Raw genomic sequence first — 15906 nt, 5'->3', positions numbered from 1 at the left:
CGAAGCCTCACGGGCTCGGCGGCGGCCCGTCCTGATCGGCCAGGAACCGCTCGAACTCCGCCGCGAGTTCGTCCGCGGTCGGCATCTTCCCGTCGTTGTCGCTCAGCAGGTTCTTGCGGTCCGTCACGTTGAAGGCGTCGTACTGCCGCTCCAGCGCTCGCACCACGTCCTCGACCTCCGAGGACTCCTGGACCTGGCGGTCGATGTCCTCCGACGCGCGACGCGCCGCGTCGCGGAGTTCGACGTCGGGCAGGACCAGGCCCGTCGCCTCCGACACGGCGCGCAGGAGGCGGATCGCAGCCTGCGGATACAGGGACGAGGCCAGGTAGTGCGGGACGTGTACCGCGAACCCTGCCGCGTCGTGGCCCCACTCGCCGAGGCGGTACTCCAGCAGGGATGCCGCGCTGCTGGGGACCTGGAGGCGGTCCAGGACCGGCTGGTCTGTGGTGTCGACCAGGCCGGGGTTGGTGGCGTGGGCCGTGATGCCCAGGGGGCGGGTGTGCGGGATGCCCATGGGGATGCCGTGCATGCCGACGGTGATGCTGACGTCGAAGTGCTCGATCAGGCTGCGGACCGCCAGGGCGAACAGCTCCCACTCGCGGTCCGGTTCCAGGCCGTCCAGGAGCAGGAAGCGCTTGCCCGCGCCGTCTGTGAGCAGGTGCAGGTCCAGGGCCGGGTCTTCGTAGTGGTCGTAGTGGTCCTTGTCGAAGGTCATCGTGGGGCGCCGGCTGCGGTAGTCGATGAGCCGGTCCACGTCGAAGGATGCCACCAGGCGGTGGTCGAACTGGTCCAGGAGGTGCTCGGAGGCCAGGCGGCCGGCGCCGCCGGCGTCCATGAAGCCCTCCATCTGGTGCAGCAACACGACGCCGGCCAGGCCCGGTGTGCCGGGCGCCAGCTCGTAGAGAGCCTTCGGATCCTTGCGCGCGACCACTGTGAAGCACCCCATCCGTCTTGTCGTGGCTGTCCGGCGGTTCACGTCCAGCCTAACGAAGAGCGGCGAACCGGTGGTGATCTATTCCATCCCGGTGCACAAAGTTGCGGTGTTTGTGAGCGACGCCGGTAGTCCGCTGCTGCGGCGTTTAGGAGGCCGAGCGCCGGATCCGCCCTGCATAGCGCGCCTCCAGGGCGTCGTTGTGGGCGTCGCTGCCGGTGGCGTTCGCCGAAAGGTACATCGGCGCCTCGACACCGCGCTCGGCCAGCAGCCGCACCGCCTCGGCGATCACCATCTGCGCCAGCACCGCGTTGCCGACCGAGGAGATCCCGCACACGTTCGCGCCGAAGGACGGCAGCGGGAGCACCGCGTCCCCGTACGGCGCGCCGTTGTCCAGCACCACGTCGGCGAAGTCCTTGAGCACCTTGCCGGAGGAATGGCGCGAGGTGATGCGCGACGTGTGCTCCAAGGAGGTGATGGCGATCAGCTTGTGACCCAGGGAGGTGACGTGCTCGGCCATGTCCACGATCACCCCGTTGCCTCCCGAGTTCGACGCGATCACGAACACGTCCTGCGGCTCGACCGGCGCCAGCTCGTAGATCCGCTTCGCCAGCCCCTCCTGCCGCTCGACCTTGGGGTCGTTGAGCAGGTCCACCGGCTCCCCGCCGAACAGGATCAGGTCGCGCATGGCCAGCTTGTTGCTCGGCACGAACCCCCCGGCACGCCCGGACACCTCCATCGCCAGCGCCTCCGAATGCCCGGTCCCGAAGGCCTGCAGCACGCCCTCGGCCGCGATCGAGTCCGCGATCAGGGCTCCGGCCGCCACGACCGCGTCAGCCTGGGTCTTCTCGATGTGCTCCAGGACCCGGCGCACCTCGGCGAGGTATCCGGTCGGCGACAGCTCCGGCGACAGGGACTCCATGGGCTTCTCCCTCGATGCGGTGCGGCGTGATGCAATCCGGCCATGTGGTCTACACCACAAAGATCCGGGTCCATCAAAGCAGATCCACCCCGGAGACCACCATGGTTTGCGCTATCGCCGTCCGGCCTGGGAGCATGGAGGTATCGAAGGGGAGTACTCCTCAATCGGACGGATCGTCATCACGGAGCCCACGGCTCCCGGTCCCCCGGCCTGACCTGCGGTTCCGTAGGTTTCAGGTGGAGAAGACTTTCGGCGCTTGTGCACGTCCTGACAACGCCGGAGGAGTCCCGCCATGCACGTCACCCTGACCGTCTGGATCGCCACGATCGCCGTCCTGGCCGTGGCCGTCGGTCTGGACCTGTGGCACGGCATCCGGTACCCGCACGCCATCAAGACCCGCGAAGCCGCGGTCTGGGTCACCGGCATCGTCGCGGCGAGCATCCTGTTCGGCGCCGGCGTCTGGTACTTCACCGGCCACCGCTACGGCAGCGAGTTCTTCGCCGGCTGGATCACCGAGTACAGCCTCAGCGTCGACAACCTGTTCGTCTTCGTCATCATCCTGACCAAGCTCCGCGTCCCGCGCGCCTACCAGTCCCAGGTGCTGCTGTGGGGCGTCGTGATGGCGCTGGTCCTGCGCGGCATCTTCATCGGCGTCGGCAGCGCCGTGATCAACCAGTTCAGCTGGATCTTCTACGTCTTCGGCGCCTTCCTGGTCTACACCGCGGTGAAGCTGGCCACCGGGCACGGCGGCGAGGAGGAGTTCAAGGAGAACCGCCTGCTGCGCCGGGTGCGGAAGGCCGTGCGGACCACCGACGACTACGACGGCGCGCGGCTGGTCAGCCACGTCGACGGCCACCGACGCTTCACCCCGATGCTGATCGTCATGGTCGCCATCGGCTCCACCGACCTGCTCTTCGCCCTGGACTCGATCCCGGCCATCTTCGGTCTGACCAAGGAGCCGTACATCGTCTTCACGGCCAACGCCTTCGCGCTGCTGGGCCTGCGCCAGCTGTACTTCCTGCTCGGCGCCCTGATGGACCGGCTGGTGCACCTGTCCTACGGCCTGTCGGTGATCCTGGGCTTCATCGGCGTGAAGATGGTCTTCGAGGCGCTGCACGGCTCCGGGGTCGAGCACGTCGGACCGGTCACCGTGCCGACCATCGGCATCGCCACCTCGCTCGGCGTCATCATCGGCGTGCTGGCCATCACCACGGTGACCAGCCTGTGGAGCACGCGGCGCGCGCAGGCCGAGGAAGCGTCCGCGCAGGAGCCTGAGAAGGCGCCCGCGCAGGTGTCCAAGGAGCAGCCCGAGGAACTGCCGGAGCAGCAGCCCCAGGAGTGAAAACCCCTGCTGGCGCCTCGGTTTTCACAGGTGTCTCCTGAATGTGGCATGCTGCCGCGCGCACATCTCGTCAGGATCCTGTCCAGACCCAGGGGGGTCAATGAACGGCTTCGTGAAATTCGTCGTGCGCGGCAACGTCGTCGGGCTCGCCGTCGGCGTGGTCATCGGCGCCGCGTTCGCCACGCTGGTCACCGCGTTCACCGGCGCGTTCCTCACGCCGCTGATCGGCTGGGCGACCGGCGGCATCGGCGACTACAGCAAGAAGGTGTTCACGCTCGGCAAGACGACGTTCCCCTACGGGACGTTCATCAACGCCGGCATCAGCTTCCTGCTCACCGCCGCGACGCTGTACTTCCTCATCGTGCTGCCGGTGAACAAGATCACCGAGGAGCTGAACCCGCACCACGATCTGTCGCACGCCAAGCGCGCCTGCCCGGAGTGCCTGCAGCAGATACCGGCGCGGGCCCGCCGTTGCAGCTTCTGCACCTCGGCGGTGTCCCCGATCCTCGACGAGGACTCCCCGGCGCTCACCGATGAGATCCCCGGCGAGATCCCGCTGCACACCGATCTGCCGGAGATGAAGCTGCCGGAAGCGGCCCCGGCGTCGTCCTCGGCCGGAGCCTCCGGGGGCACCGGGGGCAGCGGGACGTCCGACGCCAAGCCGGCGTCCGGCGCCGTGGCCGCCGGGGCGTAAAGAGCACCTCCCTCATGCGGCGACCAATAAGGTCGCCGCATGAGCTACTTGCAGGGGCCGCTGTTCGTCCTCACGTGGATCCTGACGGTGGTCGTGCTGGCCTCGGTTGTGCGCCGCCTGCTCGGCGTCCGGTTCTCGGCCACCCGGCTGATCCTGGCCGCCGGGATCTCCTGGGCCATGTCGGGGCCGATCCTGACCGCCATGCTCGGGCCCAAACTGCCCGACGGCTCCCTCGCGGATTCCACGAAGCCGCTGCTGCTGGTCCTGGCGCTGCTGGTGATCCTGTTGCCCAGCATGGTGTTCCTGGTGGTCGCCGAGGTGCTCGCCCCCAGCGGCAGCCTGCCGACGCCGCTGGAGTGGATCAGTGGCCTGCGACAGCGGGTGGCACGCTCGCGCCGCTACTGGCGGTTCACCATGATCCTGATGCGCCACGGCCTCGGACCGTACCTGCGCGGCCGACGTCCGCAGGCGAACATCGGCCGGTCGTTGCGCGGCGCGCTCAACGAGGGCGGGCTGACCTTCATCAAGTTCGGCCAGATCCTGTCCACCCGGCGGGACCTGCTGCCGGCCGAGGTGGTCCACGAGCTGTCGCTGTTGCAGCACGAGGCCGCATTCGTGCCGTGGCCGGAGATAGAGGCCGTCCTGGTCGCCGAATACGGCACGGTCGCCTCCGTCTTCGATCGCTTCGACCGTGAGCCGATGGCCGCAGCGTCGGTCGCGCAGGTGCACTCCGCGCGGCTGGTCTCCGGCGAGGAGGTGGTGGTCAAGGTGCGCAGGCCCGGCGTGACCACCGTCGTGGAACGGGACCTGGACATCATCCGGCGGCTGGCCCGGACGCTGGAGCGGCGCACGTCGTGGGCCCGGTCGTTGGGCGCGGTGGCGCTCGCCTCGGGGTTCGCGGCCGCGCTGCGCGAGGAGCTGGACTTCTGCATCGAGGCGCGGAACCTGGCGGCGGTCGGGGTGACGCGGGTCGAGGGCGTGGCGGTGCCGAAGGCGTTCACCGAGCATTCGTCGAAGCGGGTGCTGGTGATGGAGCGGTTCGAGGGCGTGCCGCTGCGGCGCGCGATGCCGCAGCTGGCCGAGCGCGGGATCTCGTCGCGGGAGCTGGCCGAGCGGCTGCTGGACTACTTGCTGCGGCAGATGATGATCGACGGTGTCTTCCACGCCGATCCGCATCCCGGCAACATCCTGCTGCTGACCGACGGCCGGCTCGGGATGCTCGACTTCGGATCTGTCGGGCGTCTGGACTCCTCGCTGCGGTCCTCGATGCAGCGGCTGCTGGCCGCCGTCGACGCGGGGGACCCGCTGTATCTGTGCGATGCGGTGCTGGAGGTGATGACGGCGCCGGAGGAGATCGACGAGGCCGCGCTGGAGCGGGACCTGGGGCGGTTCACCGCGCGGCATCTGCGCAGCAACTCAGGGTTCGACGTCGCCATGTTCACCGATCTGTTCCGGATCGTCAGCTCGTACGGTTTGGCGGTCCCGGCCGAGGTCGCGGCGGTGTTCCGGGCGTTGGGGACGTTGGAGGGGACGCTCACCGAGTTGGCGCGGGACTTCGACATCGTCGCCGAGGCGCGCAAGCTGGCCGGCGGGTACGCGGCCGAGCGGCTGACGCCGTCGGCGCTCAAGCGCGAGGCGGTGACCGAGCTGGCGGCGCTGGTGCCGATGCTGCGGCGGCTGCCGCGGCGAGTGGACCGGCTGGTCGGGGCGCTGGAGAGCGGGAAGCTGAGTGTGAACGTGCGGCTGTTCGCCGACCGGCGGGACCGGGATGTGGTGACCGGGCTGGTGCACCAGGTGCTGATCACGGTGATCGCGGCGACGTCCGGGCTGATGGGGGTGTTGTTGGTCGGGCGGCAGAACGGGCCGATGGTCGGGAAGGCGGTGAGCCTGTACCAGTTCCTCGGGTACAGCTTCCTGGCGGTGGCGAGTGTGTTGGCGTTGCGGATTCTGGTGGTGGTCTTTCGGCGTCCGGAGGAGTGAGGCGGGACTGTCTCCCTACTGCTGACAGTCGGTGTCAGTGACCCTGCTGACACTGGGACGTATGGAACTCGCAAGCGCCACGCGGCGGGCCGAGCGGCTGCTCGTGCCCGCGGCTTTCGTGACCGCCTTGGGCAACAACGTGCAGTTGATCGCCGGGGCGTTGCTGATGATCCGCAGCGACAAGACGATGGTGTCGGTCGGGTTGTTGTTCATCGCGGTCGCGGTGCCCCAGGCGGTGCTCTCGCCGTACTTCGGGAGGTTGGCCGACCGGTACGACCGGCGTCGGCTGTGGATCGGCTGCGATGTGACGTCGGCGGTGCTGGCGTTGGCTCTGCCGGTGTGGTTGACCTCGGGGGGTGCGAGGGGGCCGGGGGTGTACGCGGCGAACTTCGCGTTGGCGGTGGTGGCGGCGCTGTTCTTTCCGGTGAGCAACGCGATGGTCAAGGAGCGGGTGCGGGCTTCGCAGGTGCGGCGGTTCAACGCGAACTATGAGATGGCGACGCAAGCCGGGATGTTGTTGTCGGCGACGGTCGGTGGGTTGTTGGTGCAGCGGTTGGGGGCTTCGCCGTTGTTGGTGTTCAACGCCGGGACGTTCGTGGTGTCGGCCGGGTTGGTGGCGGCGGTGGGGCGGCGTCCTCTGGAGCTGAGACCGGAGTTAAACACAGGCGCTGATTCGGTTGTGAGTGCTCGGATTCCTGTCGGCTCGGGTGGTGCGGGCGGCGCGGGGCCCGTGTCGTACGTTCCGCTCGTTCGGCTGATCGTGCTCTACGCGCAGGGGAGCGTGGTGGTGACGGTGTTCAACGCGTTGCTGCCGAAGCTGGTCATGGGGGAGTGGGGGCGCGGGGCCGGGTTGTTCGGGCTCGTCGATGCGGTCGGGAGTCTGGGGTTTCTGGCGGCGACGGTGTTCTACAAGGTCGTGGGGCGGCGGTTCGGGGATCTGCCGATCGCGGTGGTCGGGTTCCTGGCGTGCAACACGGTGTTCGTGCTGGAGCCGCAGTTCGGGCCGGGGTTTCTGGCGGTGGGGGTCGCGATCGGGGCGTTCACGTTCGGGACGGCGCGGATCGCGTCGCGGTCGTTGGTGCTGACGAGCGTGGACGAGGCACACGCGGGGAGGGCGTTCGGGTTGGCGAACGGCGGCGGGTTGGCGGCGACCGTGGTGGTGATGCTCGGGGTCGCGGAGCTCACCGACCGTACTGACAGCCGGTGGGGGTTCGCGGCGACGGCTGCGGTGAGCGTGGTGGCGGCGGTTGTGGCGGGGGTGTTGCTGCGGGGGACGGTGAATTCCGGGGTGCATGAGTCTGGTGGGGCTCGTGAGTCTGGCGTGGTTGACGATGGTGGTGGTATCAGTGATCCAGAACCCTCCGACGGCTGTCACATTCCCGCGAACGCGGACGTCAAAGTGGTGACCGCCTGATCCTGACCGCAGAATGTGGAGCCATGACCGACGCCGATCAGCTCGCTCAGTTCTTCCAGTCGCAGCGTCCGCACCTGTTGGCGGTGGCGTACCGGATGCTCGGTTCGCTGGCCGAGGCGGACGACGCCGTGCAGGAGGCGTACCTGCGGCTGAACCGCTCGGACGTGGCGGAGGTGGAGAACCTGGCGGGGTGGCTCACCACGGTGACCGGCCGGGTGTGCCTGGACGTGCTGCGGGCGCGCCGCAACCACGGCGAGGAGGACCTGGAGGGGCCGGCCGGCGCCGAGGCGGTCGAGGCGACGGAGCGCGACGCGCTGGCCGACCCGGAGCTGGCGGCGGAGCTGTCGGACTCGGTCGGGCTGGCACTGCTGGTGGTGATGGACACGCTGAGCCCGGCGGAGCGGCTGGCGTTCGTGCTGCACGACATGTTCGCGGTCCCGTTCGAGGAGATCTCGCCGATCGTCGGCAAGTCCACGGCTGCGGTACGCCAGCTCGCCAGCCGCGCCCGCCGCCGGGTCCAGGGCCAGGGCGAGGAGGAGTCGGAAGCCGACCGCGGCCGCCAGCGCGAGGTGGTGAGCGCCTTCCTGGCGGCCTCACGCGGCGGCAACTTCGCCGGCCTGCTCAAGCTGCTCGACCCCGACGTGGTGCTCCGCACCGACCTCACGGCCGCTGGCTTCGGCGCCACGGACGCCCGCGGCGCCCGCGACGTGGCCGAGGTCTTCTCCGGCCGCGCCCAGGCGGCACAACTCGCCCTGCTCGACGGAACCGCCGGCCTGGTCTGGGCGGTGTCCGGCACGCCGCGGGTGGTGTTCGACTTCACGATCGTCGGCGGCCGGATCGCCGGGATCGAGATGCTCGCGGACGCCGGGCTGCTGGGGGAGATGGTGGTGGAGGTTGTGGGCGCGGTGGGGGAGTAGGTAGCTGGCCCGACGGGGTCCGGACACGGGATGGCGGCGGGGCGAGCGCTGCTGAACGCAACCGCCGCCTGGCACTAGTGGCGGGATGGCCGGCGTGGTCGGTCGCACGGTTGCGGTGCAGGACCGGGCCGATCGAGGTGCCGGACCGCAGGCAGTTCTGCCAGGCCGGTTGCGGTGCTCGACGCTTGGCGGCGGGATCGGGCCGGTCGTAGTGCTTGGCGGCGGAAGCAGGTCGGTCCTGGGGCTGGTTGTTTGGCAGCGGCGGTCGGCCGCGGTGCCCCATCAGCCCCCTAACTCCCGTCCGCACCGTCCACCGACACCACCACGGTCCGCGACCACCCGTTGTCGCTGTCCGGCGGGCACGGCCGGAACAGCGTCGCGCCGGACAGCGCCAGGAGCGCGACCGGTAACACCGTGGCGACGGTTGTTGTGGCGATGATCAGGGCGTGGCCGCGGCGGGTGAGGGGGTGGTCCAGGTGGAGGAGGCGGCGGATGCGGCGGAGGGTGGGGGAGGAGTCGATGGCGAGGGCGGTCTCCGGGACCGGGTCGTACTCCGGGGCGGGGTCGGTGCCCTGGGCTGTGCCGATGACGGCGAGGGCGGCGGCGACGGTGGGGGCTCCGGTGCGGGCGACGGCGGCGTCGTCGGCGATGAGTTCGACCAGGCGGCGGGTTTCGCGTTCGGCGTAGGCCAGGAGTCTGATGTGCGGGATGGCGCGGCGGATGGCGGCGGCGAGGGCGATGATCAGGTGGTGGCGGCCTGACAGGTGCGCGCGTTCGTGCAGGAGGACCGCTTCCAGCTGCTTCGCGCTCAGGCGCTCCAGTGCGCCGGTGGTGATCACCACGTCGCCGGGGAGGCAGTAGCAGGCCGGTGCCGGGTGGTCCAGGACCAGGACGCCGAGTTCGTCGTTGCGGGTGGCGAGTATGCGGAGCATTTCGCTGTGCGCGCGGCGGCGACGGCGGGCCGTGCCGAACGTGGCGGCCAGGCAGTACAGCAGCCGCGCGGAGAGCAGGGCCGCCGAGATCCAGCCGAGGTGGCCCAGGGCCGTGCCGACGGAGCCGTGGTCGGTCACCGGGAGCTGATCGGCGCACGAGTCCAGGGCCGGCGACAGCTCCGACAGCCCCTCGACCAGCGTGAACGCCAGCGCCAGCCCGGCCGCGACCGCAGCCACCAGGAACGAGCACGTCAGGATCTGCAGCAGCGTCACCGTCAGCCGGGGAGCACGATCCGAGGGCCAGTGCCGGGCGAGGAGCGGCGGTGCGAACACCGCCACGGAAAGCGCGTAGACGACCAGGAGGAGCGCGGCCGTCACTGCGTCTGCTCTTCCTCCGGGGCCGGGTGGGACGACGCCGGGGGACAGATCTCCAGCGCCGCGCGCAGCGCCTTGGCTTCCTCGTCGGACAGCTGCTCCAGGAAGTGGACGAACGCCACCGCCTGGTTGTCGCTCGTCGCCCACGCGTCCCGCATCAGCCGCGCGGTGTACGACTCGCGCGAGGCGACCGCTTCGTAAACGTACGCCCGCCCCTGGGGCTGGCGGCGCAGCCACCCCTTGCGGTGCAGCTTGTCCATGACGGTCATGACCGTGGTGTAGGCGAGGGACCGGTCGGTGTTCAGGTCGTCGAGGATGTCCCTGACCAGCACCGGGCGGTTGCGCCGCCATATGCGGTCCATGACTGCCGCTTCGAGGTCCCCGAGTTGTCGCATCGCCACGGCCGCAAGCCTAGACGTTCGCCAGGGGTACAGACCAGCAGAGACGCCGCCGGAATCAGTGCTTCGGCGGGTGGGCCGGCAGTTGTGGCGAGGAGAGGCGCGGGGATGGGGTGAGGACGCGGGAAAGGTCGGAGGGTTGGGGCAGGTGATGGGCTGGTGAGGGTGCGGGTTCCGGCGGCGGTACTGAAGCGTCGTGCCGACCGTGTGACCGCGGCTTCGAATGCGTCTTAGTGCCGACACCCGGCCCGCCGACCGGAACCGGAACCGGAATCGGAACCGGCACGCGGGGCGCGAAGCGCACCAGCGGCGCTGCCGGCATCGGACCGCCCGCCGCCCCGCTGCTCCCGCTGCTCCCGCTGCTCCCGCTCACCATGCTGTCCGCAGCCCGACTGTCCGCGGTCCGCCCCAGCACCGGCGCCGTCCGTGCCGCGCTCGGTCCCCCGGAACTCCCCGCCGCGATGAGGATGACGCCAGTCACGGTCATCCCCACCGACAGCGCGAGGTGCACTCGGCGCGTGGGACGTGCCCACGCCATGTACGAGCCGTCGACGGTCATGCGGCCACCATCGCCGACGCCGCCGCGGATTCATGCCTCCCGCACCGTGCGGCGCGGTGTCACGTCATGCATTCGGCGTATTCGTCCGATCTTCCGTACTCTCAGTGTGTTGTGTCGGAGGGTAGGGAGATGTCGCTCTTGACAAGGGGCCGCCACGGGTCGGCCGATGCTCAGTGCCCCGTTTCTTTCGCCCCTGGTGGAGCGGGTCGACTTGAGGATCCGTTGAGAAAACCCACACGCGCGGTATTGCCTTCCGGCACGCTGGGTGAGCAGAATGGCAGGACCCTGGTAAACATTGTTAATAAATTGCCGGATTTTTGCGGGTTTTTGGTCGTAACGGGCGCACTTCGGCGCTGTGAGGTGACGGGCGAATGAGGCTAGTGGTGGCCGGCCGCAGGGATGACCGGGTGCAACCGGCGTTGGACAACGCACTGCGCCTGGACGGGTTCGCGGTCCGGCGGCTGCGCGCCGACGACCTGCCGGGCATGGCGGCGTTCTCGCCGCACGCGGTGCTGCTGGATCTGGGCCTGCTCGACGAGGAAGCGCTGGCCCTGTGCGAGCGCATCCGCCGCCAGACCGAGGCCGCACTGGTGGCGATCACCGCGCGCGCCGACCGCGGCCTGTGGATCGAGGGGCGCCGGATCGGCGTGGACGACTTCGTGGTGAAGCCCTACGGCCTCACCGAGCTCTCGACGCGAATACGCGCGGCGGTGCGCACGCCGACGGAGCGGCCCGACCACCTGGGCGTCGGCCCGGTCGTCGTGGACGCCGACGAGCGCCGGGTGAACGTGCACGGCCAGCCGGTGGTCCTGACGCGCAAGGAGTTCGACCTCCTGCACCTGCTGGCGAGCACGCCGGGCGCGGTGCTGTGCAGGGAACTGATACTGCGCAAGGTCTGGCACACCACGGAGAAGTCGGCGAACCGCACGCTGGAGGTCCACATCGCGACGCTGCGCGCGAAGCTGGGTGTGCCGGACCTGATTCGCACGGTGCGGGGGATCGGGTACGTGGCGGATGCGGAGTTGCCGCGGAGTATTCGGGTGTGAGGCCGTCGGGGGCGGGCTCGCGCTGGTCCGATCGGGCGGTTCGCGGGCCGGGTCCTTCGTTCGGGCCTTGACGGTTTGAGATCATTGAGCTGAGGGTGGTGTAGCCCCTTGGGTGCGGTTTGTTGGTGGGTTTTAGGAGCTTTTTACGGCTTCGCGCGGGTTTAAGAAGGATCCGCTGGGTGGCGCAGTTCGGTGGTGTGCCTGGGGATGCGCTGGCGGCTGGCGGTGTTCGTGTGCACGACCGCGCGCGGGTCCGAGTCACTGCGCACGCGTCAGGTCGGCGGCCGGCGGCCGGGCGTGGTGGGCACCGAAAGTCAAAAGCAGGGCCTCCGGCGGCGCCTGCGCGGCGAGCGGCACTCGCTCCGGGGAGGGGGGCCGCGTAGTCGGCTGGCGGACGCTGCTTGTGGTCGCCTTGTCCCGGGTTCCCCGTCGCGTCGTCGCCTGACGGAAGCAGACCGGTCCGGTGGTATCAAGTCGGATCGCTGCTGCTTCGGTCGGGTTTCGTGCGACTTGACACCACCGGCCCGGTCAGCTTGGCTACGCCCGCCGACGCGACGGGGAACCCGGGACAACCCCGGCCTGTGGTGTGGACACGGTCCACCAGGTGCGCACACGCCCGGCCGTGACGTGGTGCGTCCGAGACTCGGGGAATCCTTCCCACACGCGGCCGCCGCCCGTCTACCTGACGCGTGCGCAGTGACTCGGACCCGCGCGCGGTCGTGCCCAGCATCACCCGCCGGCCGCCAGCGCGTCCCCAGGCACACCACCGAACTGCGCCACCCAGCGGATCCTTCTTAAACCCGCGCGAAGCCGTCAAAAAACGCCCTTGACCGTCAACCCACAAACAAACCGCACCCGCCACCAGCACCCACACACAGGCCAGCAGCGCCGAAAAATGGGGCGCGGTGAAAATGCGTGCTGCGACTCAGCCCCCTGACCCCGCCACCCCTGACCCCGGCCCCGACCCGCGCCTCGACCCCAGCGCCCGCGCCACCGCCGCAGCCTGATCCCCCTCGGCCCGCAGTTCCGCGCGCCGCGCCTGCCACCGCTCCAGCATTCCCGACAGCTCTCCGCGCAGGAACTGGAACATCAGCACCGACTCCGTCAGCCGTCGCCCGGCCGGCGTTTCCGCGCCGACCACCGCGACTCCTTCGGCCAGGCTGCCCTCCCAGCGCGACATGATCGTGTCCCGTTCGAACAGCGCGTCCTGCCACACCTCGTCCAGGACGCGGTAGCGGTCGCGGCGGGTGCCGGGCTGGCGTTCGCGGGTGGCCAGGTTGACCTGCGTCAGGTAGCGGATGGCGCCGGAGACGGCTGCCGGGGAGATGTCGAGCATCTCGGACAGTTCTTGGGAGGTCAGGCGGCCGTCGTCCTGGGTGATCAGCGCGGCGAAGACGCGGGAGGGCATGCGCGGGATGCCGCTGTCGGTCAGGACGCTGGCGAGGCGGTCGATGTACACCAGCAGCGGGTCCGGGGCCGGGCGGGCGTCGTGGTCGGCCTCGTGGTCGGCGTCTTGCCCGGCGGGGCGGTCGTCCTTGCGCATCTGTCCACGGTAGCGGTTCCGCTTGCACTTTCATAACATTCACAAAACTCTGAAAGTTCGGAGTAGGATCGGTTCCATGACGACTGCGATCAGCGCGTCCGGCCTGGTGAAGACCTTCGGCCGGACCCGCGCGCTCGACGGGCTGGACCTCACCGTCGCCGAGGGCGAGGTCCTGGGCTTCCTCGGGCCCAACGGGGCCGGCAAGTCGACGACCATCCGGGTGCTGCTGGGCCTGATCCGGGCCGATTCCGGCGCCGCGACCCTGCTCGGCGGCGACCCCTGGCGCGACCGGGTGGCCCTGCACAAGCGCCTGGCCTACGTGCCCGGCGACGTCACGCTCTGGCGGAACCTGTCCGGCGGGGAGGTGATCGACCTGCTCGGCGGTCTGCACGGCGGGGTCGACGCCCGCCGCCGCGCCGATCTGCTGGAGCGCTTCGAGCTGGACCCGACCAAGAAGGGCGGCCAGTACTCCAAGGGCAACCGCCAGAAGGTCGCGCTGATCGCCGCCCTGGCCTCCGACGTGGAACTGCTGGTCTTCGACGAGCCGACCTCCGGTCTGGACCCGCTGATGGAGGACGTCTTCCGTCAGTGCGTGGCCGACGAGCGCGAACGCGGCCGCACCATCCTGCTCTCCAGCCACATCCTGTCCGAGGTCGAGGCGCTGTGCGACCGGGTGAACATCATCCGCGCCGGCAAGACTGTAGAGACCGGCTCGCTGGCCGACCTGCGGCACCTGACCCGCACCACCGTCGAGGCCGAACTCGCCGGACCCCCGACCGGCCTGGCGGACCTGCCCGGCGTCCACGATGCCAAGGTCGACGCCAAGGCCGGCGCCGAGAAGTTCACCGCCCAGGTCGACACCGACCACCTCGGCGGCGTGCTCAAGGCCCTCACCGCGATCGGGGTCAGGACCCTGGTCAGCCGGCCGCCGACGCTGGAAGAGCTGTTCCTGCGGCACTACGAGCCCGAAGCGGTGCAGCCGTGAGCACCGCGACGGCCCCGGAGGCGTCGAAGAACGCCCCGAAGAAGAACTCGAAGAAGAACCCGAAGAACCCGAACAAGACCTCGAAGTTCGCCACCGAGCCCGGTGCCCAAAGGAACGCCGACGGCGGTCTTCGAACCCTGATCAAACTCGCCTCACACCGCGACCGCGTCATGCTCCCGGTGTGGATCTACGCGCTCCTGGCCACCGTCGGCAGCACCGCGTACTCGCTCAAGAAGCTGTACCCGGCGCAGTCCGACCGCGACAAGCTCGCCGGCAGCATCGGCACCAACCCCTCGCTCCGTGCCCTCTACGGCCCGCTCTACGACACGCACAGCCTCGGCGCCCTGACCGCCTGGCGCACGCTCGGCTTCGGCGGCCTGCTGATCGGCATCATGGTGGTCCTGCTGATCACCCGGCACACCCGGGCCGAGGAGGAGTCCGGGCGGCTGGAGCTGCTGGGCTCGGGCGCCGTGGGACGCGACGCGCCGTTGAGCGCGGCGTTGTCGATCGCGGTCGGCGCGTGCTTCGGCATCGGGCTGCTCTCGGCCGTGGTGATGCTGGCGCTGGGGCAGAGCGTCGGCGGCGCGCTGGTGTTCGGCGCGTGCCTGTTCACCGTCGGCGTGGCGTTCGCCGGGACGCAGGCGGTCGCGGTGCAGCTGACCGAGACCGGCCGGGCCGCCAACGGGATCGGCGCGCTGATCCTCGGCGTGGCGTACCTGCTGCGGACGGTCGGCGACGCGGCCGGGAACAGCGGCGGCGCCGGGTGGGTGGCGTGGCTGTCGCCGTTCGGCTGGATCGAGCGCGTGCATCCGTGGGCCGGGAACCGGTGGTGGGTCGTCGGCCTGACGCTGGTCGCCGGGGTCGTGGCCGCCGCCGTCGGCTACCGCGTGCAGAACGCCCGGGACCTCGGCAGCGGGCTATTGCCGCAGCGTCCGGGGCCGGCGGGAGCGGGGCCGGGGCTGCGCGGCGTGTTCGGCCTGGGACGGCGGCTCCAGCAACCGACGCTGCTGGGCTGGATGGCCGGCATGTTCGTGTTCGGGATCGTCATGGGCTCCATCGCCAAGGGCATCGACCAGTTGCTGAACGACAACCAGCAGGTCCAGAAGATCATCGGCCGCTACGGCGGGGCCAAGGGCCTGACCGACTCCTATCTGGCGACCGCGGTCAGCTTCCTCGGGATGGCCGCTGCCTTCTACGCGGTGCAGGCGGTGCTGCGGCTGCGCGGGGAGGAGACCTCCGGACGTGCCGAGCCGGTGCTGTCGGGGTCCGCCGGGCGGTTGGCGTGGGTCGGCAGCCATCTGGTGTTCCCGGCGGTCGGCAGCGCGCTGGTGATGGCCGCCGGCGGGCTCGGGGTGGGAGTCGGCGCCGGGGCGGTGCTGGGCGACTTCTGGGGCTACGTCGGGCAGATGGTGAAGGCCGGTCTGGTCACCACGCCGGCGCTGTGGATCGTCGCGGCGGCCGCGGTGGCGTTGTTCGGGCTCGTGCCGAAGTGGACGTCGGCGGCGTACGGGGTGTTCGGCGTGCTGGTGTTCATCGCGTATCTGGGGCCGTTGATCAACGCCGGGCAGTGGTTCCTGGACCTGACGCCGTACACGCACATCCCGAAGGTGCCCGGCGGGGTGTTCCACTGGACGCCGCTGGTGTGGATGACGGCGGTGGCCGCGGTGTTGACCGTCGCGGGGCTGGTCGGCGTGCAACGCAGGGATGTGTCGTCGGCCTGAGATCTGCTACCGTTGATCACATGAAGCGCGCCATGCAGACGACGACGCCGGACACCGTCCCGGCGCGCTGATTCCTGAACCAGCTACGAAGCCCCGGGGCGAGTGCCCCGGGGCTTCGCCGTTCCCGGGACCCTCGCCCCACCCGAT

Annotated in this window: 13 protein-coding genes; 8 read left to right on the top strand and 5 right to left on the bottom strand. The window is 70.1% G+C overall.

All coding sequences use genetic code 11. From position 1 onward, the window contains the following. Positions 1 to 7 precede the first annotated feature (7 nt). Together ABH935_RS29995 and ABH935_RS29990 are read right to left on the bottom strand one after the other, a co-directional pair. Positions 8 to 946 (bottom strand): proteasome assembly chaperone family protein, encoded by a 939-nt coding sequence (locus ABH935_RS29995; RefSeq protein WP_370381283.1) that lies wholly within the window; start codon positions 944 to 946, stop codon positions 8 to 10. Positions 947 to 1079: 133 nt separating this feature from the next. Further along, on the bottom strand, positions 1080 to 1853 hold the full coding sequence (locus ABH935_RS29990; protein ID WP_370381282.1) for a sugar isomerase domain-containing protein: 774 nt from the start codon (positions 1851 to 1853) through the stop codon (positions 1080 to 1082). Between the two features lie 292 nt (positions 1854 to 2145). Between ABH935_RS29990 and ABH935_RS29985 the strand changes: the two genes are divergently transcribed. From ABH935_RS29985 to ABH935_RS29965, 5 genes are all read left to right on the top strand, one after another. Beyond that, positions 2146 to 3195 (top strand): TerC family protein, encoded by a 1050-nt coding sequence (locus tag ABH935_RS29985; RefSeq protein WP_370381281.1) that lies wholly within the window; start codon positions 2146 to 2148, stop codon positions 3193 to 3195. A 100-nt stretch (positions 3196 to 3295) separates the two neighbouring features. Continuing rightward, positions 3296 to 3889: an MscL family protein gene (locus tag ABH935_RS29980; protein WP_370381280.1), complete on the top strand. Its 594-nt coding sequence runs from the start codon at positions 3296 to 3298 to the stop codon at positions 3887 to 3889. Between the two features lie 39 nt (positions 3890 to 3928). Continuing rightward, positions 3929 to 5869 carry an ABC1 kinase family protein gene (locus tag ABH935_RS29975; RefSeq protein ID WP_370381279.1) on the top strand — a complete coding sequence of 647 codons (1941 nt, stop codon included), beginning with the start codon at positions 3929 to 3931 and terminating at the stop codon, positions 5867 to 5869. Between the two features lie 61 nt (positions 5870 to 5930). After that, positions 5931 to 7283 carry an MFS transporter gene (locus tag ABH935_RS29970; protein WP_370381278.1) on the top strand — a complete coding sequence of 451 codons (1353 nt, stop codon included), beginning with the start codon at positions 5931 to 5933 and terminating at the stop codon, positions 7281 to 7283. Positions 7284 to 7306: 23 nt separating this feature from the next. Further along, on the top strand, positions 7307 to 8200 hold the full coding sequence (locus ABH935_RS29965; protein WP_370381277.1) for a sigma-70 family RNA polymerase sigma factor: 894 nt from the start codon (positions 7307 to 7309) through the stop codon (positions 8198 to 8200). Between the two features lie 290 nt (positions 8201 to 8490). On the opposite strand, the gene ABH935_RS29960 is transcribed toward ABH935_RS29965, so the two are convergent. After that, complete coding sequence (locus ABH935_RS29960; protein WP_370381276.1) at positions 8491 to 9510, bottom strand: M56 family metallopeptidase; 1020 nt, start codon at positions 9508 to 9510, stop codon at positions 8491 to 8493. Next, positions 9507 to 9902 carry a BlaI/MecI/CopY family transcriptional regulator gene (locus ABH935_RS29955; protein WP_370381307.1) on the bottom strand — a complete coding sequence of 132 codons (396 nt, stop codon included), beginning with the start codon at positions 9900 to 9902 and terminating at the stop codon, positions 9507 to 9509. Before ABH935_RS29955 ends, ABH935_RS29960 begins: the two co-directional genes overlap by 4 nt. Positions 9903 to 10835: 933 nt before the next feature. Between ABH935_RS29955 and ABH935_RS29950 the strand changes: the two genes are divergently transcribed. Then, the gene (locus tag ABH935_RS29950) at positions 10836 to 11510 is read left to right on the top strand and encodes a response regulator transcription factor (protein WP_194922138.1); all 675 of its coding nucleotides are present in this window, start codon (positions 10836 to 10838) and stop codon (positions 11508 to 11510) included. Positions 11511 to 12435: 925 nt separating this feature from the next. Here ABH935_RS29950 and ABH935_RS29945 read toward each other — a convergent pair. Next, positions 12436 to 13053, bottom strand: a complete 618-nt coding sequence (locus ABH935_RS29945; RefSeq protein WP_370381275.1) for a GbsR/MarR family transcriptional regulator — start codon at positions 13051 to 13053, stop codon at positions 12436 to 12438. A 76-nt stretch (positions 13054 to 13129) separates the two neighbouring features. On the opposite strand from ABH935_RS29945, the gene ABH935_RS29940 reads away from it, so the two are divergent. Both ABH935_RS29940 and ABH935_RS29935 read left to right on the top strand, forming a co-directional pair. Further along, the gene (locus ABH935_RS29940; protein WP_370381274.1) at positions 13130 to 14038 is read left to right on the top strand and encodes an ATP-binding cassette domain-containing protein; all 909 of its coding nucleotides are present in this window, start codon (positions 13130 to 13132) and stop codon (positions 14036 to 14038) included. Continuing rightward, the gene (locus tag ABH935_RS29935) at positions 14035 to 15759 is read left to right on the top strand and encodes an ABC transporter permease (RefSeq protein WP_370381273.1); all 1725 of its coding nucleotides are present in this window, start codon (positions 14035 to 14037) and stop codon (positions 15757 to 15759) included. The genes ABH935_RS29940 and ABH935_RS29935 overlap by 4 nt, the downstream gene beginning before the upstream one ends. The last annotated feature ends 147 nt before the right edge of the window (positions 15760 to 15906 follow it).

Origin of the sequence: Catenulispora sp. GAS73, assembly GCF_041262085.1 — a bacterium.
Taxonomy (GTDB): domain Bacteria; phylum Actinomycetota; class Actinomycetes; order Streptomycetales; family Catenulisporaceae; genus Catenulispora.
This window is presented reverse-complemented; position numbering and strand designations above follow the sequence as displayed.

Bases quoted from the DNA above. Each gene is read 5' to 3' on its own strand.
- ABH935_RS29995 (WP_370381283.1), bottom strand. From the start codon at position 946: ATGGGGTGCTTCACAGTGGTCGCGCGCAAGGATCCGAAGGCTCTCTAC.
- ABH935_RS29990 (WP_370381282.1), bottom strand. From the start codon at position 1,853: ATGGAGTCCCTGTCGCCGGAGCTGTCGCCGACCGGATACCTCGCCGAG.
- ABH935_RS29985 (WP_370381281.1), top strand. From the start codon at position 2,146: ATGCACGTCACCCTGACCGTCTGGATCGCCACGATCGCCGTCCTGGCC.
- ABH935_RS29980 (WP_370381280.1), top strand. From the start codon at position 3,296: ATGAACGGCTTCGTGAAATTCGTCGTGCGCGGCAACGTCGTCGGGCTC.
- ABH935_RS29975 (WP_370381279.1), top strand. From the start codon at position 3,929: ATGAGCTACTTGCAGGGGCCGCTGTTCGTCCTCACGTGGATCCTGACG.
- ABH935_RS29970 (WP_370381278.1), top strand. From the start codon at position 5,931: ATGGAACTCGCAAGCGCCACGCGGCGGGCCGAGCGGCTGCTCGTGCCC.
- ABH935_RS29965 (WP_370381277.1), top strand. From the start codon at position 7,307: ATGACCGACGCCGATCAGCTCGCTCAGTTCTTCCAGTCGCAGCGTCCG.
- ABH935_RS29955 (WP_370381307.1), bottom strand. From the start codon at position 9,902: ATGCGACAACTCGGGGACCTCGAAGCGGCAGTCATGGACCGCATATGG.
- ABH935_RS29950 (WP_194922138.1), top strand. From the start codon at position 10,836: ATGAGGCTAGTGGTGGCCGGCCGCAGGGATGACCGGGTGCAACCGGCG.
- ABH935_RS29945 (WP_370381275.1), bottom strand. From the start codon at position 13,053: ATGCGCAAGGACGACCGCCCCGCCGGGCAAGACGCCGACCACGAGGCC.
- ABH935_RS29940 (WP_370381274.1), top strand. From the start codon at position 13,130: ATGACGACTGCGATCAGCGCGTCCGGCCTGGTGAAGACCTTCGGCCGG.